This window comes from Amycolatopsis sp. NPDC028719, assembly GCF_055565395.1.
The window spans coordinates 17,014-36,804 of sequence record NZ_JBVHUL010000006.1 but is presented as its reverse complement, the minus strand read 5'-3'; the positions used below and the strand labels follow the sequence as shown (position 1 = coordinate 36,804).

Annotated in this window: 22 protein-coding genes and 1 pseudogene; 12 read left to right on the top strand and 11 right to left on the bottom strand. The window is 72.8% G+C overall.

The window, feature by feature from the left end; genetic code table 11:
* Positions 1-4 precede the first annotated feature (4 nt).
* Positions 5-391 (top strand): ester cyclase, encoded by a 387-nt coding sequence (locus tag ACZ4TR_RS28035; protein WP_465289855.1) that lies wholly within the window; start codon positions 5-7, stop codon positions 389-391.
* Here ACZ4TR_RS28035 and ACZ4TR_RS28030 read toward each other — a convergent pair.
* From ACZ4TR_RS28030 to ACZ4TR_RS28015, 4 genes are read right to left on the bottom strand one after another with little or no spacing between them, the layout of a single operon-like run.
* Positions 381-1,148 (bottom strand): MHYT domain-containing protein, encoded by a 768-nt coding sequence (locus tag ACZ4TR_RS28030; protein WP_465289853.1) that lies wholly within the window; start codon positions 1,146-1,148, stop codon positions 381-383. The two genes, ACZ4TR_RS28035 and ACZ4TR_RS28030, sit on opposite strands and share 11 nt — an antisense overlap.
* Positions 1,149-1,161: 13 nt before the next feature.
* Positions 1,162-1,554, bottom strand: a complete 393-nt coding sequence (locus ACZ4TR_RS28025; protein WP_364527842.1) for a DUF742 domain-containing protein — start codon at positions 1,552-1,554, stop codon at positions 1,162-1,164.
* The gene (locus ACZ4TR_RS28020) at positions 1,551-2,048 is read right to left on the bottom strand and encodes a roadblock/LC7 domain-containing protein (protein ID WP_465289851.1); all 498 of its coding nucleotides are present in this window, start codon (positions 2,046-2,048) and stop codon (positions 1,551-1,553) included. The genes ACZ4TR_RS28025 and ACZ4TR_RS28020 overlap by 4 nt, the downstream gene beginning before the upstream one ends.
* Entirely contained in the window at positions 2,045-4,858 is a 2,814-nt protein-coding gene (locus ACZ4TR_RS28015; protein WP_465289850.1) for a sensor histidine kinase, read from the bottom strand. The genes ACZ4TR_RS28020 and ACZ4TR_RS28015 overlap by 4 nt, the downstream gene beginning before the upstream one ends.
* A 448-nt stretch (positions 4,859-5,306) precedes the next feature.
* Here ACZ4TR_RS28015 and ACZ4TR_RS28010 point away from each other — a divergent pair, with 448 nt between their 5' ends.
* Both ACZ4TR_RS28010 and ACZ4TR_RS28005 read left to right on the top strand, forming a co-directional pair.
* Positions 5,307-6,605 (top strand): low temperature requirement protein A, encoded by a 1,299-nt coding sequence (locus ACZ4TR_RS28010; RefSeq protein ID WP_465289848.1) that lies wholly within the window; start codon positions 5,307-5,309, stop codon positions 6,603-6,605.
* A gap of 50 nt (positions 6,606-6,655) precedes the next feature.
* Positions 6,656-7,579, top strand: a complete 924-nt coding sequence (locus ACZ4TR_RS28005; RefSeq protein ID WP_465289846.1) for an anti-sigma factor RsbA family regulatory protein — start codon at positions 6,656-6,658, stop codon at positions 7,577-7,579.
* Between the two features lie 108 nt (positions 7,580-7,687).
* Here ACZ4TR_RS28005 and ACZ4TR_RS28000 read toward each other — a convergent pair whose 3' ends face one another.
* Positions 7,688-8,110 carry an STAS domain-containing protein gene (locus ACZ4TR_RS28000; RefSeq protein WP_364528556.1) on the bottom strand — a complete coding sequence of 141 codons (423 nt, stop codon included), beginning with the start codon at positions 8,108-8,110 and terminating at the stop codon, positions 7,688-7,690.
* A gap of 303 nt (positions 8,111-8,413) precedes the next feature.
* Here ACZ4TR_RS28000 and ACZ4TR_RS27995 point away from each other — a divergent pair, with 303 nt between their 5' ends.
* The 6 genes from ACZ4TR_RS27995 to ACZ4TR_RS27970 are packed head-to-tail and all read left to right on the top strand — an operon-like array spanning position 8,414 to position 14,791.
* Entirely contained in the window at positions 8,414-9,979 is a 1,566-nt protein-coding gene (locus ACZ4TR_RS27995) for an acyl-CoA synthetase (RefSeq protein WP_465289844.1), read from the top strand.
* Positions 9,976-10,764 carry a crotonase/enoyl-CoA hydratase family protein gene (locus ACZ4TR_RS27990; protein WP_465289842.1) on the top strand — a complete coding sequence of 263 codons (789 nt, stop codon included), beginning with the start codon at positions 9,976-9,978 and terminating at the stop codon, positions 10,762-10,764. Before ACZ4TR_RS27995 ends, ACZ4TR_RS27990 begins: the two co-directional genes overlap by 4 nt.
* Positions 10,761-12,728 (top strand): acetoacetate--CoA ligase, encoded by a 1,968-nt coding sequence (locus tag ACZ4TR_RS27985; RefSeq protein WP_465289840.1) that lies wholly within the window; start codon positions 10,761-10,763, stop codon positions 12,726-12,728. The genes ACZ4TR_RS27990 and ACZ4TR_RS27985 overlap by 4 nt, the downstream gene beginning before the upstream one ends.
* A complete protein-coding gene (locus ACZ4TR_RS27980; protein WP_465289838.1) occupies positions 12,725-13,636 on the top strand; it encodes a 3-hydroxyacyl-CoA dehydrogenase NAD-binding domain-containing protein in 912 nt (303 codons plus the stop codon). The genes ACZ4TR_RS27985 and ACZ4TR_RS27980 overlap by 4 nt, the downstream gene beginning before the upstream one ends.
* 13 nt (positions 13,637-13,649) lie before the next feature.
* Positions 13,650-14,516, top strand: a complete 867-nt coding sequence (couO, locus tag ACZ4TR_RS27975; protein ID WP_364528541.1) for a 4-hydroxyphenyl-beta-ketoacyl-CoA hydrolase — start codon at positions 13,650-13,652, stop codon at positions 14,514-14,516.
* 59 nt (positions 14,517-14,575) lie between these two features.
* On the top strand, positions 14,576-14,791 hold the full coding sequence (locus ACZ4TR_RS27970) for a DUF2188 domain-containing protein (RefSeq protein ID WP_364528539.1): 216 nt from the start codon (positions 14,576-14,578) through the stop codon (positions 14,789-14,791).
* 21 nt (positions 14,792-14,812) lie between these two features.
* Here ACZ4TR_RS27970 and ACZ4TR_RS27965 read toward each other — a convergent pair whose 3' ends face one another.
* A complete protein-coding gene (locus ACZ4TR_RS27965; RefSeq protein ID WP_465289836.1) occupies positions 14,813-15,550 on the bottom strand; it encodes an ATP-binding protein in 738 nt (245 codons plus the stop codon).
* Between the two features lie 123 nt (positions 15,551-15,673).
* On the opposite strand from ACZ4TR_RS27965, the pseudogene ACZ4TR_RS27960 reads away from it, so the two are divergent.
* Positions 15,674-16,468: pseudogene (locus ACZ4TR_RS27960) on the top strand (manganese catalase); the annotation flags it as partial.
* A gap of 39 nt (positions 16,469-16,507) precedes the next feature.
* Positions 16,508-16,705, top strand: a complete 198-nt coding sequence (locus ACZ4TR_RS27955; protein ID WP_465290699.1) for a DUF2188 domain-containing protein — start codon at positions 16,508-16,510, stop codon at positions 16,703-16,705.
* 209 nt (positions 16,706-16,914) lie between these two features.
* Here the strand turns inward: ACZ4TR_RS27955 and ACZ4TR_RS27950 are convergent, their stop codons facing one another.
* The 3 genes from ACZ4TR_RS27950 to ACZ4TR_RS27940 all read right to left on the bottom strand — a co-directional run bounded on the left by ACZ4TR_RS27950 (position 16,915) and on the right by ACZ4TR_RS27940 (position 17,893).
* Positions 16,915-17,073, bottom strand: a complete 159-nt coding sequence (locus ACZ4TR_RS27950) for a hypothetical protein (protein WP_465289835.1) — start codon at positions 17,071-17,073, stop codon at positions 16,915-16,917.
* Between the two features lie 65 nt (positions 17,074-17,138).
* Complete coding sequence (locus ACZ4TR_RS27945) at positions 17,139-17,774, bottom strand: hypothetical protein (RefSeq protein ID WP_364527686.1); 636 nt, start codon at positions 17,772-17,774, stop codon at positions 17,139-17,141.
* Positions 17,771-17,893: a hypothetical protein gene (locus tag ACZ4TR_RS27940; protein WP_364527683.1), complete on the bottom strand. Its 123-nt coding sequence runs from the start codon at positions 17,891-17,893 to the stop codon at positions 17,771-17,773. Before ACZ4TR_RS27940 ends, ACZ4TR_RS27945 begins: the two co-directional genes overlap by 4 nt.
* Here ACZ4TR_RS27940 and ACZ4TR_RS27935 point away from each other — a divergent pair.
* Positions 17,892-18,638 carry an HAD family hydrolase gene (locus tag ACZ4TR_RS27935; RefSeq protein ID WP_465289833.1) on the top strand — a complete coding sequence of 249 codons (747 nt, stop codon included), beginning with the start codon at positions 17,892-17,894 and terminating at the stop codon, positions 18,636-18,638. The two genes, ACZ4TR_RS27940 and ACZ4TR_RS27935, sit on opposite strands and share 2 nt — an antisense overlap.
* Here the strand turns inward: ACZ4TR_RS27935 and ACZ4TR_RS27930 are convergent.
* Together ACZ4TR_RS27930 and ACZ4TR_RS27925 are read right to left on the bottom strand one after the other, a co-directional pair.
* Positions 18,631-19,248 (bottom strand): class I SAM-dependent methyltransferase, encoded by a 618-nt coding sequence (locus ACZ4TR_RS27930; RefSeq protein WP_465289832.1) that lies wholly within the window; start codon positions 19,246-19,248, stop codon positions 18,631-18,633. The two genes, ACZ4TR_RS27935 and ACZ4TR_RS27930, sit on opposite strands and share 8 nt — an antisense overlap.
* Positions 19,249-19,303: 55 nt before the next feature.
* Positions 19,304-19,777, bottom strand: coding sequence for a carboxymuconolactone decarboxylase family protein (locus ACZ4TR_RS27925; RefSeq protein ID WP_465289831.1), 474 nt, complete (start codon positions 19,775-19,777; stop codon positions 19,304-19,306).
* Positions 19,778-19,791 lie beyond the last annotated feature (14 nt).

The following is a 19,791-nucleotide window of genomic DNA, read 5'->3' as shown; positions in this document are numbered from 1 at the left end:
AACCATGGCCGATCTCGAAGAGCGCTACCGCGCCTATCTCACCTGCCTGAACGAGCGGCGCTTCGACGACCTGCCGAACTTCGCGCACGACCCGGTCGTCCACAACAACCGCACCCTGGGCATCGCCGACTTCCAAGCCCTCCTCAAGCGCGACGCGACAGAAATCCCCGACCTCTGCTACGCGATCGAAGGACTCGTAGTCCAAGGCAACCACGTCGCCTGCCGCATCCGTTTCGACTGCACGCCCGCCGAAGACTTCCGTGGCTTGCCGACCAAAGGCAAGACCGTCTCCTTCGCCGAGCACGTCTTCTACCGCTACGAAGACGGCAAGATCGCCGAGATCTGGTCACTGATCGACACCGACGCCATCCGCGACCAGCTCACACCGTGACGGCGGCTTCTTCCGGGACAGCGGAAGCAGCCTCGGCAGAAACCGCCGGCGCCATCAGGACCGCGCACAGTGGGACCGCCATCGCGATCGCCGCCAGGACGAACACCGGGAACAGGAACGAGAACACCTCGGCCCCCGCCGGGTCCGCGGCGTTCATGTCCATGTTCATCCGGACCGCCGCCATGCCCGTGTAGTGCATGCCCGTCACCGCCGCGCCCATCACGAACCCCGCCAGCAGCCGCAGGGACAGCCGGTCGAGGAACACCGCGAACCACAGCGCCGCCGTCGCCGCCACCACCGCGATCACCACCGACAGCGCGACCAGGCCGCCGTCGTAGGTGAAGTCGCCCTTCACGCGCAGGGCCGACATTCCCGTGTAGTGCATGACGTTCACCGCCAGACCCGTGATGACGCCGCCGAGCGCGAGGCGCCACCAGCCGAACTTCGCGCGGCCGCCCACCACCACGAGACCGGCGAACACCGCCGACACCGACAGGATCGCCGACAGCACCGTGCGGAAGACGTCGTAGCGGACCGGCATCCCCGGGGTGCTGAAGCCGAGCATCGCCACGAAGTGCATCAGCCAGATGCCGACGCCGCCGATCGAGATCGCCGCCAGGACCAGCCATCGCATGCGGTGGCGGGGGCTCGCCGCGTGGCGGGCCTGGACCGCGCACGCCAGCCCGAGCGCGCAGCCCACCACCGACGTCAGGTACGCGAGCACGAGCAGCCAGTGCCCGAGCGCGAAGTGCTCCATCGCAAGATCCTCTCTAGAGGTCGCGCAGCCCGTGCAGCACGCGTTCCATCAGGTCGTGGCGCTCGTCCCAGGTGGACGTGTCCGACAGCGTGTCGCGGACGATCACCAGGTTGTCCTGCATCAGGTCCGACACCAGCACGCGGACCACTCCGAGCGGCAGCGCCAGCAGCGCCGCGATCTCCATCAGCGACCGCGGCCGGAGGCACAGCTCGATGACCTCCGCCAGCGCGCTCGACGTCAGGTACGCCCCTTCGGCCCGGCCCGCCGCCGTGGACTCGACCAGCGCTTCGACGGCGATCTCGACCGTCGGCGCCGTCCGGCCTTCCGTCCAGGAGTACGGGCGGGCCAACGACGGGCTGCGGCGCGGCTCCTCCCCGTACGGCCCGGGCGGCGGGTCGTCGATCACCGGTGGTCCTGGGCCACCGGTATCTCGCGTGCGGGCACGTCGACCTTCTGCCCGACCCGCTCGACCAGCATCGTCATCTCGTAGCCGACCAGCCCGATGTCGCAGCCGGTCGAGGCGAGGACGACGAGGTTCGAGCCGTCGCCCACGCTCATCAGCAGCAGGAACCCCTGCTCCATCTCGATCACCGACTGCACCACCCGCCCGGCGGTGAACAGCTCCGCGGTGCCCAGCGACAGGCTGGACAGCCCGGCCGCGATGGCCGCCAGCTGGTCGGCGCGCTCGCGGGGCAGCGCCTCGTCGGCGGCCACGAGCAGGCCGTCGGCGGAGACGAGCACGGCGTGCGCGACCCCCGAGACGTCCTGGACGAACCCGTTGACCAGCCAGTTCAGCGTCGCCGTCCGTTCGGGCGGCGCGGCGGGACCGGGGAAGCCCAGTGCGCGGGCCGCCGGCGGGGCGCCGGAGCGTCGAGGCTGCACGTCGGGAAGTTCCGTCATCGCGGATCCACTTCGTCCTTTCCGGATTCTTCGGTGCGCGCCGCGGTCTCCCGCCGGGCCGCGCGCATCCCCTGGTAGTGCCGGGCGAGGCTGGTGCGGACGGCGGCGGCATCGCGGAACGCGCCGCCGCCGGTCTGCTCGCGTCCGCGCGCGACGACCGCGCCGGGGGCGAGCTGGGCCCCGGGCCGCCGGGTCGGCAGCCCCGCGTCGGTGAGCCGCTGCGCGATCGCGGGCTTGAGAGCGCTTTCGGCGGCTTGGCGCGTGCGGTCGGCCGTGGTTTCCCACTCCCCCACCGGCGCGGCGGCCGGTTCGGGGTGGGCCACGGGCTTTCCGGCCGTGGCAGACCGGTCCGCCCCCGGGATCAAGCCTTCCGCCGCGGCCGGGGCAGCCGGTTGCGCGGCGGAATCGGCGGCGTCGGCCGACGGCACCCGGTGCGCCGCCGTGGTCCCGGTACGGCCGGCGCGATCGGCAGCCGGGTCGCCCGCCGCCGCCCGGTGCGCGGCGGTGGTCCCGTCGCGCCCAGCGCGATCGGCCGGGACAGCGGCAGCGTCAGCCGGCTCGGCCGACGGCACCCGGTGGGCGCCGGTGGTTCCGTTCCGGCCGACGCGATCGGCCGTGTCGGCCGGGTCGGCCGGCACGGCCCGCTCCGGATCCGCCAGGGCCCCGGGCCTGATGGCCCGGCCGTTCGGCACCGCGGGCGGCCACTCCACCGCGGTACCTTCCGCCGCGGCCGGCCACTCCACCGGCTCCGCGGGCGCGTCCCGCCTCGACAGCGGCTTCGCGACCGGCTCGACGAACCAGCTCGTCACGACCTGCTCGAAGATCGGCGTCGACGCCTGCGCCGGCACCACCGGCGGCCGGGAGTGGCCGTTGCGGCCGTTCACCCCGGCTCCGGCCGTCGCGAGCCGGCCGGCCCCGATCGGGCGGGCCAGGTCGGCGATCACCAGCGCGCCCGGCACGTGGACGCTCGCCGTCACCCCTGCGTGCCGCGCGCCCGTCCCGGTCGGGCGCAGCCGCACCGTCACCCCGTGCAGCGCGGCGAGCCGGCCGACCACGAACAACCCCATCCGGCGGGTCGTCTCCGGGCCGACGGTCCCCGCCGCCGCGAGCCGGTCGTTCACCGACGCGAACTCCGCCGGGGTCATCCCGAGGCCCTGGTCGACGACCTCGATGAGCAGCCCGCCGTCGGCGCCGCGGTCGGCCGTCAGCGCGACCTTGTGCTCGGGCGGGGAGAACCGCGTCGCGTTCTCCAGCAGCTCGGCGAGGATGTGCACCACGTCCGCGGCCGCTTCGGGCTGCACCGAACTGCGCGGCGCGCTGCCCATCGCCACCCGCCGGTAGTCCTTGACCTCCGACGTCGCGGCGCGCAGCAGGTCACGCGTGGGCACCGGCTCCCGGCCGTGCCGGACCGGCCGGCCACCCGCCAGGACGTGCAGGTTCTCGCCGTTGCGGCGCAGCCGGGTCGCGATGTGGTCGATCCGGAACAGCTCGTCGAGCCGGCGCGGGTTCTGCTCGTCCGCTTCGAGGTCTTCGATGATCGACAGCTGCTGCTCGACGAGGGACTGGCTGCGCCGCGAGAGCGTCATGAACATCTCGCTGACCTGCTTGCGCAGGTCTGCCTGTTCGACGGCGAGCCGGACCGCCTGGCGGTGCATGTCGTCGAAGGCGCGGGCCAGCTGCCCGATCTCCTCCTCGGTCCGGATCCCGGAGTCGGGCACCGCGCGCCAGTCGACGTCGTGGCCCTCGCGAACCTGCCGGACGGTCTCCGGGAGCTGTTCGTTCGCCGCGCGCAGGGCGGCCGCGCGCAGCCGGCGCACCGGCGTGACGAGCGAGCGCACCACCAGCAGGGCGATCGCGAGCGCGCCGAGCAGCGCGCCGAGGACCAGGGCCGTGTCGCGCAGCGAGTCCGACCGGGCGCGGTCGGCCGCGGTCGAGACGTCGGCGGACAGCTTCGCCGCGACGTCGGTCAGCACGGCCGTCACCCCGGCCGTCTCGGCGGTGATCGAGGGGAGGAACGACACGAGCGCGGCGGCGGCGCCGTTGCCGGAATCCTGCAGCGTGTCGAGGCGGCCTTCCGCGGAGCTCGTCGCCGCCTTGAACCGGTTCAGCGCGTCGCCCGAGAGCTGGTGTTCGGCCTGCTCACCGAGCACTTCCTGCTCGGCGGCGGCCTGCACGACGGCCGGGCGCAGCGAAGCGTCGTCCGGGCTGCTCTGCGCCGCCCGCGCGTAGGTCTCCTCGGTGGCCAGCTCGCCCCGCAGGTGCACCAGCAGCCGGGCGGTTTCGGCGCCGGTGGCCGTCGCGCTGCCGGCGTCGGCCGGGACGAACGCGGGCACGAGATCGCCGAGGGTGGCGATGATGTCGTTGTAGCCGGCGGCCTTCGTGCGGACGTCGCCGCCGCCGGCGCCGGCCGCGCGGATCCCGGCGAGCTTGCCCAGCGCGGTGTTCAGCGCCCGGCCGGTGTCCGCGGCCAGCGGCGCGAAGCCGGTGTCGCGCTGAACGGCGGCCACCTTCGCGTCGACCGCGGCGGTCAGGGTGCCCGGCGCCCCCGCCGGGACCGCCACCGCCGCGACCATCTCCTGGCCCAGCGACGCGGTCAGGTCGATCGTGTCGCGCAGCACCGGCAGCCGGTCGCGCGCCGCGCTGAGCGCGGTCGCCCGGTCGAGCTCGCCCTGGATCCGGACCTCCGCGAGCGCCACCGCGACCAGCACGGGCAGCAGCAGGACCACGCTGATCTTGGTGCGCACGCTCCAGTGCGCCGGCCACCACGCGGCGTCCGCCGCCCGGCGGAGAGTGGATCTGCTTTCGTGCATGGCGGAATCGCTCGATTCCCAGCCGCGCGGACGGCTGACGTCGAACTCGGACAGGACGAGGGCCCCAGGGCCGATCGCCGCTCTCCCGGGGTCTGGGGAACACTTGGCGTTGATCGAGCCGACCAGCAGAAGACATCACGCCCGCCATCCTTGTCAACCCTGAGGACGGCGTTTCGGAACGCGGCGAATGAATTCCTTCCGGCCCGCTCCGACAGTTCACGCATTGTGCCTCGATGGTCGCTGCTTGTACACCGTACAAGTGCGTTCGCGCAGCTACGAGGCCTGGCGCGAGGCAAATAACGAGTTCCGCCACACTGGCGGCAAATTTACCCACAGAAGTCGCGAAGACCAATTCGTGGCGAAGTCGGCCATTGTTCGAATGGTTCGTTATTAATTCCCCTGCCGCCCGGGTGGGAGGCAGGTCCGGGGAGGCGGCAGAATCGCCGTCGTGACCGATGTGGACGACGGCGAAAGCACGGCAGGCCACGGCAAGCGGGTCGGGTGGGTCGAGCTGTACTTCGACCTGGTCTTCGTCTTCGCGGTGGGCCAGGTGGCGCACGGCATGGTGGCGGACCCGCACTGGCTGCGGGCCGCCGCCGCGCTCGGCCTGTTCGCGACGCTGTGGTGGACGTGGATCGGCTTCGCCGTGCTCTACAACCGCCGCGGCGACGACAACCGCGCCGCCGACCGGCTGTTCGTGCTGGCCGGCACCATCCCCTGCGGGATCGCCGCCACCCAGGCGCACCACGTCTTCGAGGGGCACCCGGCGGTGTTCGCGGCGGCCATGGCCGGGGTCCGCCTGATCCTGGCGGCCGCGCACCGCTGGCCGGCGCGCCCGGGTCTCGACCAGAGCCGGATCAGCTGGGGCTACGTGGTTTCCGCGGTCCTGTTCGGCGTTTCGACGGTCTTCCCGTACACGTGGGTGCTGTGGGCGTTCGCGCTGCTGCTGGAGGCGGGGTTCCTGCTGCTCGGCGACCGCCACGGACGGCGTCGCGGCGAGTCCCGGCAGCGGCCCTCACCGGCGGACCAGTGGCGGATGCTGCTGAAGCCGCCGAGCGACCCGAACCTGGCGGTCGATTCCGCGCACCTGGCCGAGCGCTTCGGGCTGTTCATGATCCTGCTGCTCGGCGAGCTGGTGATCACGGTCGGCACCGCGGCGCTGGAACGCCCGGCCGACGACGTCGCCTACTGGGCGTCCCTGGTCGCCGGTCTGGTGATGGCGGGCGCGCTGTGGTGGCTGTACTTCGCCTCGGCCGCGCGGATCTACGAGCGCCTGCTCGGCCTCTCCGGCGGCAACCCCGCGCTCGCGTATTCGCTGTACGCCGTCGGGCACCTCTTCCCGGCCTTCGCGCTGTTGCTCGTCGCGGCCGGCGTGAACCTCTCGCTGCACGAGTCCCCGCCCCAGGCGGCGGTGTGGTTCACGACGGTCGGCCTGACGATGTACCTGGCCGGCACCCGGGTGTTCTCGGCGCCCGGGAGCCCACGCTGGTACGCCGGCCCGGCCCGGATCGCGGCGCTGGCGGCCACGGTGTGCCTCGCGTTCCTGGGCCGGGTCCTGCCGGCACCCGGGGTGGTCGTCGTGGTCGCCGCGTGGGCGGTGGGCAGCGCGGTCGTGGCGGCCGGGATCCGCCACCGCGCGCTCGACCGCATGGGCGACGACCCGGTGGCGTTCCTGCGCGGCATCCAGGAGGAACGGCTGCGCCGGGCCGACGGCGACCCGGCCGGCGGGGTTCCCCCGAACCGGTGACGCCGCCGCTCGCGCATACTGGTGGGGTCCTCGGCCTTGGAGGAGACGACTTGAGCGCGCCCGCGGAACCGTTCGTGCACCCCGCCTTGTTCTACCGTGACGACGCCGAGTACCTGGCCGGCACCGTGCCGTTCGTGTGGAGCGGGCTCGCCGCCGGCGAGCCGGTCGCCGTCGCCGTGCCCGGGCGGAACCTCGAGCTGCTGCGCCGGGAGCTCGGCGCGGACGCCGGCCGGGTCCGCCTGCTGGACATGACCGACGCCGGGCGCAACCCCGGGCGGATCATCCCCCGCGTGCTGCGGGCCTTCGCCGACACCCACGCCGGTGGTCCGGTGCGGATCATCGGCGAACCGATCTGGGCGGAGCGCTCGGCCGTCGAGTACCCGGCGTGCGTGCAGCACGAAGCGCTCATCAACCGGGCGTTCACCGGCCGGGACGTGACGATCCTGTGCCCGTACGACGTCGTGCGCCTCGACCCGGCCGCGCTCGCCGACGCCGAGGCCACCCATCCCGTCCTGATCGACGGCACCGGCCGCCGCCCGAGCACCGCGTACGCCCCCGACGACGTCCTCGCCCGGTACAACCGGCCGCTGCCCCCGGCGCCGGATCGCGTGGCCGAGCTGGCGGACACGACCGACCTCGCCGCGGCCCGGGCGATGGCCGCCGTCCACGCGGCCGCCGGCGGGCTGGACGCCGACCAGGTCGCCGACGTCCAGGTGGTCGTCACGGAACTGCTGTCCAACTGCGTCGAACACGGCGCCGGCACCGGCACGGTCCGGCTGTGGAGCGAAGGCGGCGAGTTCGTCTGCGAGGTCCACGACCGCGCCAAGCTGGCGGACCCGCTCGCCGGCCGCCGCCCCGCGACGCCGGAGCAGCCCCGGGGCCGCGGGCTGCTGCTGGTCAACTACCTGGCCGATCTGGTCCGCCTGCACACCGGCGACCACGGCACGACGTTCCGCGCGTACTTCCGCGCCTGAACCGGTTCCGGCGGGCGGCTCGGCAGCAGGCAAGGTCTTGGATGAGTCATTCAGGTCTTCGGAGGTCCTGAACGACTCATTCAAGACACCACGCGGGTGCGGGAAGACCTAGCCCGGAATCTCCGTCGCCCGTTCCCAGCCCGACGGCAGCGGGCTCAGGTTGAGCGCGTGGTCCAAGCCGCTCCCGGCCAGCGCGCGGCGCACGACGCGGTTGTCGCCGGTGACGATCCGGAGGGTGGTGCTTTCGCGGACCGTCCGGACGTGGATGTCGGCGAGCACCGAAAGCCCGGCCGAATCCAGGAAGTCGACCTCGGACAGGTCGAGCACCAGGGTCGGGAACCGGCGGTGCGCCCAGGTGCTGAGGACCGAGGCGAGCTCGGCCGCGCTGTCCGCGTCGAGCGCGCCGCGGATCCGGACCATGACCGCGCCGAAGTACGGCCGGATCACCGTGATGTCGAACGGGCTGCGTTCGATGAGGGGGGACGGCGACGCCATGGGGATCGCGGTCGCCGGGTGCTGCACGACTAACATCTTCTGTACGCCTTCAGTCGCGGATGACGTGCCGAGCGGTGTCCACTGCCCGCTCGAACGCCGGCAAGTCGGGGGAGGGCGGCTGGCTCTGAACCGCACCCTCGCAGCCTAGTACTTGATCCAAACGGCGCAACCCCGCCAACGGCCGAAAAGCCCGTCGCCCACTGTCCGCCAAAAGCGCGTCTTCCTGGCGTCCGCACCAAAATCGGGCACTCGGACCCGCGCTCTTGACAGCCCGTGCGGGTGACAGTCATGCTCGACAGCGTCTCAGGGTTCCTGATATCGAGCACGGAGGTACCCGGCGTGACCCGATCGCCGCACGGACCGGCCGACTTCGGCCTCGGCAGCTGGCCCGCGCGCCGGGCCCGGATCTCCCCCGGCCGCACCGCGCTCGTGCAGCCCGGGCGCACGCGCACCTACGCCGGACTCGCCGACCGCGTCGAACGGCTGGCCGGCGCGCTCGCCCGGCTCGGCGTGCGCCCGGGCGACCGCGTGGCCTACCTCGGCGTCAACGACGTCACCGTCTTCGAAACGCTCTTCGCCACCGCCCGCCTCGGCGCGCTGTTCGTGCCGCTCAACTACCGGCTCTCCCCCACCGAGATCCGCTACATGCTGGCGGACAGCGGCGCTTCGGTGCTGGTGCACAGCCCGGACACCGACGCCCTGCTGACCGGGCCGCTGCCGGACACGCTCCGGCACGTCGTCGCGACGGACCCGGCGTCGTGCCCGGCGGGCGGGCTCGGCTACGAGACCGAAATCGCCGCCGCCGGCGACCCGCCGCCGGCCGAAGTGCGGCTCGACGACCCGTGCCTGCTGCTCTACACCTCCGGCACCACCGGCCGGCCGAAGGCAGCGGTGCTCACCCACGGGAACCTCACCTGGAACACCGTCAACCAGCTCGCCCACCTCGACGTCCTGGGCACCGACAAGGCGCTGTGCATCGCGCCGCTGTTCCACTGCGTCGGGCTGGGCCAGATCACGCTGCCGACCCTGTTCAAGGGCGGCAGCGTGGAACCGGTGGCGAAGTTCGACCCGGGCGTGATCCTCGGCCGGATCGGCGAAGCCGGGATCACGAGCTTCTCCGCGGTCCCCACCATGCTGGAGATGCTGTGCCGCCACGAGTCCTGGGACCGCACGGACCTGAGCTCGCTGACGTGCGTGCTCTACGGCGGCTCGCCGGTCGCCGAACGCGTCGCCCGCGCGTGGCTCGACCGCGGGGTGAAACTCCTTCAGGGTTACGGCATGACCGAAGCCTCGCCCGGCGTCTCGATGGCCACCCACGAGGGCACCCTCGACCACCCCGTCGCCGCGGGCGTGCCGCACTTCTTCACTGACGTGGCCGGCCTCGGCCCCGACCTGACGCCCGAGCCGCTCGGCGAGACGCCCGCGGAGCTGCTGGTCCGCGGCCCGCACGTGTTCGGCGGCTACTGGAACCGGCCCGAAGAGTCGAAGGCGAGCTTCGTGGACGACGGCTGGTTCCGCACCGGCGACGTCGTCCGCGTCGAGGACGACGGCTGGGCCCACGTCGTCGACCGCGTCAAGGACATGATCATTTCGGGTGGTGAGAACGTCTACCCCGCCGAGATCGAGGCGGTCGCGGTCCGGCTCGACGAGGTCGACGCGTGCGCCGTCGTGGGCGTGCCCGACGAACGCTGGGGCGAGGCCGGCGCCGCCTTCGTCGTCCGCCGCGCCGGCGCCGAGCTCGACGAAGCCGGCTTCCGCGCCCACCTCGAACGGCACCTCGCCCGCTACAAGGTGCCCAAGCACGTGCAGTTCACCGAAAGCCTGCCGGTCAACGCCACCGGCAAGATCCGCCGCGTCGAGCTCCGCGCGCGAGCCGCCGCGTCCTTCCCGAACGGACCCGCATGACACCCCCCCTCCCAACCCCCCTCCTTCCCCCTTCGCTGCGCCTGGAGCTGCTCGACGACGTCGCCGTGCTGCGGCTGGCACGCCCCGAAAAGCGCAACGCCCTCGACGACGCCACCGTGCTCGGCCTCGAAACGTTCTTCGGCGCCCCGCCGCGCGGGATCAAGGCCGTCGTGCTCGACGCCGTGGGCGAGCACTTCTCCGCCGGGCTCGACCTTTCCGAGCTCACCGAGCGCGACGCGTTCGAAGGCCTGGAGCACTCGATGATGTGGCACCGCGCCTTCGAGCGGATCGAACGCGGGCGCGTCCCGGTCGTCGCCGTGCTCCGGGGCGCGGTCGTCGGCGGCGGCCTGGAGCTCGCGGCGGCCGCGCACATCCGCGTCGCCGAGCCCTCGGCGTTCTACGCGCTGCCGGAGGGCCAGCGCGGCCTGTTCGTCGGCGGCGGGGCGTCGGTGCGGGTGCCACGGCTGATCGGCGTGCACCGGATGGCCGACATGATGCTCACCGGCCGCGTCCTCGACGCCGACGAAGGTCACGCCGCCGGCCTGTCGCACTACCGCGCCGACGACGGCTTCGAGCACGCGCTCGGCCTGGCCCGCAAGATCGCCGCGAACTCCCCGATCACGAACTTCGCCGTCCTGCAGGCCCTCCCCCGCATCGCCGAGGCCAACCCGGCCGAGGGCTACTTCATGGAGTCGCTGATGGCCGCCGTGGCGGGCGGCAGCGCCGAAGCCAAGGAACGGATGCGGGCGTTCCTGGACAAGCGCGCCGGGAAGGTCGGCCGATGATCCTGCGCCCGGTCGCGCCCGACGTCCGCGAAACCACCGAAATCGGCCGGTTCCTGGGATGGCTGGCCGAGCGCGGCCACGCCTTCGACGACTACGCCGCGCTCCACCGCTGGTCGGTGACCGACCTCGACGGCTTCTGGTCGTCGGTCAAGGACTTCTTCGGCGTCCGCTTCCACTCCCCCGCTTCGGGTGTCGTGCCGGACCGGCGGATGCCCGGCACCGAGTGGTTCCCCGGCGCGACCCTCAACTACGCCGAGCACGCCCTCGGCGGTCCCGCGGACGAGGTCGCCGTCATCGCGTACTCCCAGACCCGCGACCGCACGGAGCTGACGTGGGGTGCGCTGCGCGACCAGGTCGCGAGGGCCCGCGCGGGGCTGGCCCGGCTCGGCGTCGGGCGGGGCGACCGCGTCGTGGCGTACCTGCCGAACATCCCCGAAACCGTGGTCGCCTACCTGGCGGCCGCGAGCCTCGGCGCGGTCTGGGCGTCCTGCGCGCCCGAGTTCGGCGCGCGTTCGGTGGTCGACCGGTTCGGCCAGATCGAGCCGCGGGTGCTGCTGACGGTGTCCGGTTACCGCTACGGCGCCAAGGACGTCGACCGCCGCGCGGAGGTCGCCGAGATCCGGGCCGGCCTGCCCACCGTCGAGCACGTCGTCCACGTCCCCTACGGCGATCACGACCTCCCGGACACACTCGCCTGGAGCGACCTGCTCACCGAAAGCAGTGACATCCGGGCCTTCGGCCCGAGCCACCCGGAACCCCCGGAGGCGTGCGTGCCGGGGTTCGAGCCGGTCGGCTTCGCGCACCCGCTGTGCGTGCTGTTCTCCTCCGGCACCACCGGCAAGCCGAAGGCGATCGTGCACGGCCACGGCGGGATCCTCCTGGAGCACCTGAAGAACCACGGCCTGAGCTGGGACCTGCGCCCCGGCGACCGGCTGCTGTGGTTCTCCACCACCGCCTGGATGATGTGGAACGCGCTCGTCTCGGGGCTGCTCACCGGCGCGTCGATCGTGCTCGTAGACGGCAACCCGCTGCACCCGGACCTGGCGTGGCAGTGGCGCCTGGCCGCCGAGACCCGCGCGACGCTGATGGGCGCGAGCCCGGGCTTCCTGATGGCGTGCCGGAAGGCGGGCCTCGACCCGGCCGCGTCGTTCGACCTGACCGCGCTCCGGCAGATCGGCGCGGCGGGCAGCCCGCTGCCCGCCGAGGGCTACCACTGGGTGCGGGACGTCTTCGGCCCGGAAGTGCTGCTCAACGTCGGCAGCGGCGGCACCGACGTCTGCAGCGGCATCGTCCAGGGCGGCCCGCTGCAGCCCGTGGTCGCCGGCGAGATCTCCGGGCCCTGCCTGGGGGTCGACGCGAAGGCGTTCGACGAGCACGGCGCTTCGGTGGTCGATGAGCTGGGCGAGCTGGTCATCACCGCGCCGATGCCGTCCATGCCGGTCGGGTTCTGGGGCGACGGCACGGGTTCGCGCTACCGCGAGACGTACTTCGACACCTATCCGGGTGTCTGGCGCCACGGCGACTGGATCCGGTTCTCCCCCGAGGGGAGCTGTGTCATCGCCGGCCGCTCCGACGCGACCCTCAACCGCGGCGGCGTCCGGCTGGGCACCGCCGAGTTCTACGCCGTCGTCGAAGAACTGCCGGAGGTCGACGACTCCCTCGTCGTGCACCTCGAAGACCCCGCCGGCGGCAACGGCGACCTCCGCCTCTACGTCGTCCTCCGGGACGGCGCCCTGGACGCACCGCTGCGCGAGAAGATCACGACGGCGTTGAAGAGCGCGCTGTCGCCGCGGCACGTGCCGGACACGATCACCGCCGTTCCGGTGATCCCCCGGAACCGCACCGGGAAGAAGCTGGAGCTACCCGTGAAGAAACTCCTGCTCGGCGCCCGCGCCGAGGACGTCGTCGGCCGGGACGTCCTGGCCGATCCCACCGCCCTGGACCATTTCGGGACGTCCGCATGAGCACCGTCGCGGTCGTCGGCACCGGCGTGATCGGCGCGAGCTGGGCCGCCCACTTCCTCGCCCACGGCCTCGACGTCGTCGCCACCGATCCGGCGCCCGGCGCCGAGGAACGGCTCCGCGCCGACGTCACCGCCATCCTGCCGCCGGACGACGCGGCGATCGCCCGGCTGCGGTTCGCCGCCGACGCGGGCGAAGCGGCCGCGGCTGCGGATTTCGTGCAGGAGAACGGTCCTGAGCGGGAGGACGTCAAGCACGCGCTGTTCGCCGTCCTCGACGAGGCCGCGCGGCCGGACGTGATCCTGGCGAGCAGCTCGTCCGGGCTGCTGCCCAGCGTCATCGCCCGCGGCTGCCCGCGCCATCCCGAGCGGGTCGTCATCGGGCACCCGTTCAACCCGCCGCACCTGATCCCGCTCGTCGAGGTCGTGCCCGGCCGCGAGACCGCGCCCGAGGTCGTCGACCGGGCCGTGGCGTTCTACACCTCGGTCGGGAAGCGGCCGATCCGGTTGTCGCGCGAACTGCCCGGCCACGTCGCGAACCGGCTCCAGGCCGCGCTGTGGCAGGAGGCGTATTCACTGGTCGAGCGCGGCGTCGCGACGGTCGCCGACATCGACACGGCGATCGCCTACGGGCCCGGGCTGCGGTGGGCCGTGCTCGGCCCGTTCCTCAACCAGCACCTCTCCGGCGGCGCGGGCGGCCTCGCGCACGTCCTGGCGCACCTCGGCCCGCCCACCGAACAGTGGTGGCGCGACCTCGGCCGCGTCCACCTGACCCCGGAGCTGGCCGAAACGCTCGTCGCCGGGGTCGACGCCGAACGGGCCGGCACCGACGACCGCGCCCTCGTCGCCGCCCGCGACGCCGTCCTGCACCGCCTGCTGGCCGCCAAGGCCGCGCAGCCCGACCTGCCCTGAACCTGGAGCTCCCGTGGACCTTTCCGCACTGACCGCCATCGACGTCCACACCCACGTCGAGCAGGACGGTCACGGCTGCTTCGCCCTCGACCAGGAGCTCCTGGACGCGTCGGCGAAGTACTTCCGCGCCGATCAGGACCGCACGCCGACGGTGACCGCGATCGCCGAGCACTACCGGGCGCGGAACATGGCCGCCGTCGTCTTCACCGTCGAAGCGCCGGCCGCCACCGGGCACCCCGCGCTCTCGAGCGAGGAGATCGCCGACGCCGCCGCCGAGCACCCGGACGTGCTCATCCCGTTCGGCTCGGTCGACCCGCACGCCGGCAAGGCCGCCGTGCGCCGCGCGCGGGCGCTGGTCGCCGAGCACGGCGTCCGCGGCTTCAAGTTCCACCCCAGCCTGCAGGCGTTCGAACCGAACGACGTCCGCCACTACCCGCTGTACGAGGCCATCCAGGAGCTGGGCGTGCCGGCGCTGTTCCACACCGGGCAGACCGGGATCGGCGCCGGATTGCCGGGTGGGCACGGCATCAAGCTGCGTTATTCGAACCCGATGCTGCTCGACGACGTCGCGGCGGACTTCCCGGGGCTGACGATCATCCTGGCGCACCCGTCGGTGCCGTGGCAGGACGAGGCGATCTCGGTCGCGACGCACAAGGCGAACGTGTACATCGACCTGTCCGGCTGGTCGCCGAAGTACTTCCCGCCGCAACTGGTCCGCGCGGCGAACTCGCTGCTCAAGCGCAAGGTGCTGTTCGGCTCGGACTTCCCGGTGATCACCCCGGACCGCTGGCTCGCCGACTTCGCCACCCTCGACCTCAAGGAGGAGGTGCGGCCGTTGATCCTCAAGGACAACGCCATCCGGGTGCTCGGCCTGAGCTGAACGTTTGTCCGGTCCGTCCCCGGGCACCCGCCCGGGGAACTCTCCGGGAGGTGACGGGCGTGGCCGAGGGTGATGTGCACACCTACTTCGAAGACGGGCTCTGGAAGAACCGCGTCGAAGGCGGGCGCCGGGCGTCCAACACGTCACCGCGCCGGACCGACGCCGTGCTGTCCGGCCGGCTGATCGCGAAGAAGCGGCACGTCGGGCACTTCGTCCACACTCCCGAGGGCGACGTCGAAACCGCCCGCGACTACCGGTCGCGGCGTCCACAGTAGACGAAGACCGCCCGCCGGACCTCAGCGCCGGGGCAGCACGGCCCACACGGTCTTGCCGCCGGAGCGGCCCCGGGTGCTCCCCCAGGTCTTCGCGACCTGGGCGACCATCCGCAGGCCGAGCCCCGTCTCGGTCAGGTCCAGCCCTTCGCGGAGGACCGCGGGGTACGGGCTTTCGTCGGCCACCTCGACCGCCAGCCGTCCGCGCCGCAGCTCCATCCGCAGGCGGGGCGGCGAATCCGTGTGGCGCAGGACGTTTTCGACGAGCTCGTTCGCGACCAGCTGGGCGTCCTCGGCCAGCTCGGGCACCCGCCAGCCGGCGCAGGTCTCCCGGACGAACTCGCGGGCGCACGACGAGGTGCGCGAAGACCGGACCAGCAGGCGCCCGGCCTGCTTCCGGGCGGGGCGCTCCAGCGCGGCTTCGGCCGCCGCGGCCTCGCCGTACACGGGCACGGTCCGGCCGACCGCGCTCGCGGCCAGCACCGCGCGCTGCTCGGGCCGGCCGGTGACGAGGGCGAAGGGCACGGCCGGCCAGTCGCGGACCCGCAGGGCGACCAGCGAGAACACCTTGACCAGCGCCCGATCGCGCAGCGCCAGGCGTTCGATGTCGACGAGCACGCCGTGCTCGGACTCGGCGGCGAATTCGAGCAGGCTGTCGCGCAGCCGCGGATAGGTCATCGCGTCCAGCACGCCGACGACGGAAACCGTCTCGGTCGTGCCGTACCGGGGGACCAGCCACACCGAGTTGTGCCGGGCGAGCACCGGGGGTCACCTCCTGCTGGGGATCTCGCGATCGGATATCCGGTGGCGAAGCACTCAAACGACGGATTTCCGGTTGCCGGGGCCGATCGGGGGAAACCGGCGCGGACCGGAAGGGAGACGACCTTGTTCCGTCACACCAAGCTCCTGCAGTTCGAAGCCAAGCCCGAAAAGCCCGACCCCGTCTACGCCCACAAGCTCCAAGAACTCATCGGCGGCGCCTACGGCGAGATGACCGTGACGATGCAGTACCTGTTCCAAGGCTGGAACTGCCGCATCGAAGGCAAGTACAAAGACCTCATCATGGACACCGCCACCGAAGAAATCGGCCACGTCGAAATGCTCGCCACCATGGTCGCCCGCCTCCTCGAAGGCGCCCCCGCCACCATGACCGCCGAAGCCGTCAAAGACCCCGTCATGGCCGCCGTCATCGGCGGCATGGACCCGCAACAGGCCATCGTCGCCGGCGGCGGCGCCCTGCCCGCCGACTCCAACGGCTACCCCTGGAACGGCAAGTACATCGTCGCCTCCGGCAACCTGCTCGCCGACTTCCGCGCCAACGCCGCCGCCGAAGCCCAAGGCCGCCTGCAGACCGCCCGCCTCTACAACATGACCGACGACCCCGGCGTCAAAGCCATGCTCAAGTTCAACCTCGCCCGCGACACCGTCCACCAGAAGCAATGGCTCGCCGCGATCGAAGAACTCGAAGCCGACGGCCTGGAGGGCCGGATCGCCCCGACCGCGTTGTTCGACGAAGAAGACCAGGTGCACAACAAGACCATCTGGCACCTCTCCGACGGTCCCGACGGCGCCAAGGGGACCGCTTGGACCACTGAACTCGACTACCTGATGGACCCCGAACCGCTGGGCGGCCCGGGCACCGCGCCGAAGCCGGACCCGGCGCTCTACGGCACCTACGCCGCCGAGGAGGCACCGGGGCTCGAGCCGGCGGAGGGCGACGTGGAGACCTTCTACGACGGCTCGACGTGGAAGAACAAGGTGGTCGGCAACGCGCGGGCGTCCGGCAGCGCCGAAAAGAAGTCCGACGCGGTCGCCGCGGGCCGGAAGCTGGCCATCAAGCGCGGCACGGCCCATTTCATCCACACGAAGGACGGGCGGATCGGGGAACGCCGGACGTACCCGCGCGCCCGGTCTTGACGACGGCCGGGCGGGTGGCGGCTTCCGGCGACGGTTTCGGACGACAGGGCCGCGGCAAGGGCGGTCGCCCACCCACGGCGGGTCGCTTCCGGTGCAGTGAATGACTCATTCCTGGCGTCCGGCGCCAGGAATGAGTCATTCACTGCGTTCAGTTCCGGTCCGCACCCTGAATGCCGGGTGCGACACCGACGCCGGAGAGCGGTTCCGGCTCACCCGGTGGGCATTCCGCCGTGGTCGGGGTCTTCCTCGTCGGTGGCCTCCGGGTGGGGTTCCTGGTCGTGGAACGTCGGCTCGGTGTGCTCGCTGCCGATGTCCGCGTCCTGTTCCATGCTCTCGGCGGTCACCGGGTCGATTTCGGGAGTGCTCATGACTTCCTCCGATCGGGCGAAACCGGGGCGTACCCGGCCACCGGCGGGCGAAACGGGCGAGGGCGTCACGGCCGGCCGGCCCGGCTCCCCGCGTACGCCCGTTCCCGCAGTCTCGCCAGCCATTCCGGGGCCGGCTCGAGGCAGTCCGGGCGGTTGAGCATCGGGTCGAACGCCGGCGCGTCGCCGCCGGTCTCCCCCAGGATGAGCTCCGCGCTGTCGCACCAGCGTCCGTCCTGCCGGCCGGTGCGCAGCACGAACCGCAGGTCGTCCGCCGCGGCGACCGCCTCGAGCGACGCGTCGATCCGCGGCGCCACCGCCCACGCCGCCAGCCAGATCAGCCGGTCGGCGCGGCGGTAGGGCACCAGGCTGGTGTACGCGCCGCCGGTCCAGGAAGCCGCCGGGCGCGGCAGCATCCGGCCCAGGTGCCCGCGGCCGGCCGTCGTCAGGGTGAGGTCCCACGGCCCGCCGTCCCGGCCCGCGCCGGGGATCCGCACCGCGAGGCCGAGCGCGTCCGGCAGCCGTCCCGGCGTGCCCGCGCCCTTCGACAGCCGCGCGATGACCGCCGTGGGCCGGGACGGCCACGGCAGGTCGTCCGCGAGCGGCCGGAGCTCGCCGCGCCGCACCAGCCCGGCGGGGTGGAAGGCCCGGGCGCGGCGCAGGGCGGCCAGTCCGCGGAAACCCGCCGTCACCAGGCCGGTCAACGGTCTTCGGTCGCTTCGCGCTCGGCCGCTTCGCGCTGCTCGTCCGGGTCGAGGTCACCGGTGCCGCCGAGCTCGCGGTCCAGCTCGGTGGTGGCGTCGCGGTCGTCCGGCGTCGACATGTGTACTTCCCTTCCGGCTCGGGTACTCGCCACGGCGATACCCGCGCCGAGCGCGCCGAAACCCAAGGAGCCCACCATCGCCACCGCGGTCCTGTTCGACGTCGACGGCACGCTCGTCGACTCCAACTACCTCCACGTCCACGCCTGGGGACGGGCGTTCCACCAGCTCGACCGCCCCGTCGACTCGTGGCGCGTGCACCGCGCGATCGGCAAGGGCTCCGGGAAGCTGCTGAGCACCCTGCTGGGTGACGCCGACGCCGAGCGCGTCGGGGACGAGGTCAAGGAGCTGCACAGCCGGTTCTACCTGGAGACGGCCGAGCTGCTGCGGCCGTTCGACCACGCCCGGGACCTGATCCGGGCGCTGGCCGCGAAAGACGTGCGGGTCGTGCTGGCGACGTCGGCGGGGCCCGACGAGCTGGACGAGCTGCGTCGCGTCCTCGGCGTGGACGACCTGGTGCGGGACATCGTCGCCGGCGCCGACGTCGAAGAGACGAAGCCCGACCCGGAACCGGTGCTCGTGGCGCTGGAGAAGGCCGGCACGGCGCCGGAGGACACGATCTTCGTCGGCGACGCCGTCTGGGACGTGCGAGCCGCCACGAAGGCCGGCGTGCGCACGATCGGCGTGCTGTCGGGCGGGGTCAGCGCGGCGGAACTGGAAGAGGCAGGCGCCATCGCGACCTATGACGACGTCGCGGCGCTGTTCGCCGACCTCGAGCAGAGCCCGCTGGCCAAGCTGGTCAGCTGATCTTGCGGGCCACCAGCCGCTCGACCAGCCCCAGCTTGAACCGCTCGCGCCGCTCGATCGGCAGCCCGAGCGCCTCCACCAGCTTCAGCGGGCGGCGCCGGAAGTGCTCGCCCGCCAGCGGGACGCTGGCCAGCTCCACCAGCCACTGCATCGCCCGCACCACCCCCGACGACGACGCCACGTGGTCGACCAGGATCAGCCGCCCGCCGGGACGCAGGACGCGGCGCATCTCGCGCACGGCCGCCGCGGGGTCCGGGATCGCGCACAGCCCGAACGTGCACACGACCGTGTCGAACGACGCTTCGGCGAACGGCAGCTCGTGCGCGCTGCCCTGCCGCAAGGTCACCGCGCGGCCGAGGTCGCGGGCCCGGGACCGCGCGAGCTCGAGCATCCCGGAACTCAGGTCGAGCCCGGTGAGCGTCACCTCCGCGGGGTAGCAGGCCAGGTTGAGCCCGGTCCCGACGGCGACTTCCAGCACCTCGCCGGTGGCCTGCCCGCAGGCCCACTCCCGCGAGTCGCCGAAGAGGCGGCGGTCCCAGACGCCCATCTCGGCGTCGTAGGTCGCCGACTTGCGGTCCCAGTAGCGGTTCCACCGCTCCGCCTTCGTCATGCCCTCAGCGAAGCACGAACCGGCCCGGGAGCGCGCGTTCCCGGGCCGGGGGCGGTCAGCCGAACATGCCCGGCTCGTACGAGCCACCCTTCTGGTGCAGGATCACCGCGAGCCGGTTGGCCGAGTTCATCTGGGCCACGAGCGCGACCAGCGCGGCGGTCGGTTCTTCGTCGTAGTGCTTCCGCACGCGGTCCCAGGTGTCGTCGGAGACGCCGGGGTGGGAGTCGGCGATCCGCGTGCCTTCTTCGGCGAGCGCCAGCGCGGCCCGCTCGGCCTCGCTGAACACCGTGGCCTCGCGCCAGGCGGCGACCAGGTTGATCCGCACCGCGGGCTCCCCGGCCGCGGCGAGCTCCTTGCTGTGGATGTCGACGCACCAGCCGCAGCCGTTGATCTGGCTGACGCGCAGCGACACCAGCTCCTGGGTGACCTTCGGCAGCGGCGACTGGATGACGGCCAGGCTCGCGGTGCCGAACCGCTTGGCGAACTTGGCGCCGACTTCGGTGCCGGTCAGGCTGAAACGGGGTTCCATGGTTCCTCTTCCGG

What these genes read in the sequence shown, in the direction of transcription:
- ACZ4TR_RS27990 (WP_465289842.1), top strand. Translation starts at nt 9,976, where the DNA reads ATGACACCCCCCCTCCCAACCCCCCTCCTTCCCCCTTCGCTGCGCCTG.
- ACZ4TR_RS28000 (WP_364528556.1), bottom strand. Translation starts at nt 8,110, where the DNA reads ATGTTAGTCGTGCAGCACCCGGCGACCGCGATCCCCATGGCGTCGCCG.
- ACZ4TR_RS27930 (WP_465289832.1), bottom strand. Translation starts at nt 19,248, where the DNA reads ATGACGAAGGCGGAGCGGTGGAACCGCTACTGGGACCGCAAGTCGGCG.
- ACZ4TR_RS28035 (WP_465289855.1), top strand. Translation starts at nt 5, where the DNA reads ATGGCCGATCTCGAAGAGCGCTACCGCGCCTATCTCACCTGCCTGAAC.
- ACZ4TR_RS28030 (WP_465289853.1), bottom strand. Translation starts at nt 1,148, where the DNA reads ATGGAGCACTTCGCGCTCGGGCACTGGCTGCTCGTGCTCGCGTACCTG.
- ACZ4TR_RS28015 (WP_465289850.1), bottom strand. Translation starts at nt 4,858, where the DNA reads ATGCACGAAAGCAGATCCACTCTCCGCCGGGCGGCGGACGCCGCGTGG.
- ACZ4TR_RS28020 (WP_465289851.1), bottom strand. Translation starts at nt 2,048, where the DNA reads ATGACGGAACTTCCCGACGTGCAGCCTCGACGCTCCGGCGCCCCGCCG.
- ACZ4TR_RS27925 (WP_465289831.1), bottom strand. Translation starts at nt 19,777, where the DNA reads ATGGAACCCCGTTTCAGCCTGACCGGCACCGAAGTCGGCGCCAAGTTC.
- ACZ4TR_RS27940 (WP_364527683.1), bottom strand. Translation starts at nt 17,893, where the DNA reads ATGTCGACGCCGGACGACCGCGACGCCACCACCGAGCTGGACCGCGAG.
- ACZ4TR_RS27935 (WP_465289833.1), top strand. Translation starts at nt 17,892, where the DNA reads ATGTGTACTTCCCTTCCGGCTCGGGTACTCGCCACGGCGATACCCGCG.
- ACZ4TR_RS27950 (WP_465289835.1), bottom strand. Translation starts at nt 17,073, where the DNA reads ATGAGCACTCCCGAAATCGACCCGGTGACCGCCGAGAGCATGGAACAG.
- ACZ4TR_RS27980 (WP_465289838.1), top strand. Translation starts at nt 12,725, where the DNA reads ATGAGCACCGTCGCGGTCGTCGGCACCGGCGTGATCGGCGCGAGCTGG.
- ACZ4TR_RS27985 (WP_465289840.1), top strand. Translation starts at nt 10,761, where the DNA reads ATGATCCTGCGCCCGGTCGCGCCCGACGTCCGCGAAACCACCGAAATC.